Genomic DNA, 1,531 nt, shown 5'->3' on the forward strand with positions numbered 1-1,531 from the left:
GTTTCACCAGAAACTAAACTTTTCACGAACATCGAATAGAATTCAATATTGTTCATCAAATGGCTACTCTCTGAAAAGAGAACTCCAGCAGGGAATGAATAAACTTAATATAGGGTCAACTTGGGGGATTTCTTATCTTAATAAAAGGGAAACCCAATACGAACCATGGAATTTTTACTCTTGGGACAAAATTAAAAAAATGCGTAACTATAAGGGAAACCCGGACATTACCATAAATAGATTTATATTCCAAGGTCGTATCCATCTAACTGACCGTCTAAAAGCGGAACATTGTGAGAATTGCGACAAAACAACCCAACTTCAAATTCATCACATTGGGACAATTCGCAATGCGCATTACCAAAGTATCATGAATAAAAGAACAAAGGTATTGTGTAAAGATTGTCATCGGAAGATAACCAATCAACAAATACATGATATCAGAAAGAATAAGAACAATAAGAATAAATAACTAATCAACCGCGAGGAGAAATTAGTTCTCGAAAGAGAGTGAATTATGGAAATCCGGATGCTGGGAAACTTGCTTGTCCGGTTTGGACGGGGGCTGATTGTAAATAAAACAGCAAAGATAAACCGCTGAATAAAACGCAATTAATCTATCCGTATAATTTGTAACACAAAGTAAATTAAAATTATATAAATTTTTTCAATAAAATTTAAATAATTATAAGTGATTTATTTTAAGTAAATTTTAAATATTAAATATTTTTATTTTAATGTTTATTCTTAAAAACTATGTATTTATGTCTATTTATATAATTTTTTAGAAATAATTTTTGATATTTATTTTAAATATTTTTAAATAATAATTCAGTATTAAAAGAATTATTTTTTAAAAGAAAGTAAAAAAGAAAGTAAAAAGATTTTTTATATAGAATTTATATAGAAGAAAGAGTTTTTATTTGTGATTTTAGAATCGTTTTGGTCAGAAGAACCAAGAAAATTTAAAAAAATTGAAGTTATTAAAGATCCTGTTTATGGTTATATCTATTTAGAATATTTATTTTTAGAAGAGTTAATTAATACTCGTCTTTTTCAGAGATTAAGACGTATTAAGCAATTAGGATGTGTTCATATGGTTTTTCCTGGTGCTGAACATTCACGTTTTACTCATAGTTTAGGTGTTTATGAATTATCTAGACGTTTTTTAGAATTTCATAAATTTCAGTTAATAGAAAAAAAATTTTCTTTAAGAAATAAATTAATTTTATTAGTTGCTTCTTTATTGCATGATATCGGACATAGTTCTTATTCTCATATTTTTGAACGAGTTTTCGGTATTAATCATGAAGAAAAGACTATTCAAATGATTATTAATGATAAGGAAATTGTTTCTATATTAGATAAAATAGATAAAAATTTTAAATATGATGTTTCCGAAGTGGGCGCCAAAGAGGCCTAAATTTCGTGCTATCTAACCAATAGCCAGGGAAGATAAACCCTGAAGGGATATGGTTGGTCAGTCAAACGAAAGAATGACGGATTACAGCAGACCATAAAAGCGGATTGC

At 28.0% G+C, this 1,531-nt stretch carries 1 protein-coding gene and 1 pseudogene; both read left to right on the forward strand.

Going from position 1 to position 1,531, the window contains the following annotated elements; genetic code table 11:
- The first annotated feature begins 94 nt into the window (after positions 1-94).
- Positions 95-472: a hypothetical protein gene (locus OC705_RS02500; RefSeq protein WP_304514065.1), complete on the forward strand. Its 378-nt coding sequence runs from the start codon at positions 95-97 to the stop codon at positions 470-472.
- 453 nt (positions 473-925) lie between these two features.
- Positions 926-1,417: pseudogene (locus OC705_RS02505) on the forward strand (HD domain-containing protein); the annotation flags it as partial.
- Between the last annotated feature and the right edge of the window lie 114 nt (positions 1,418-1,531).

Source organism: Candidatus Phytoplasma fabacearum (assembly GCF_030586805.1).
Lineage (GTDB): Bacteria > Bacillota_I > Bacilli_A > Acholeplasmatales > Acholeplasmataceae > Phytoplasma > Phytoplasma fabacearum.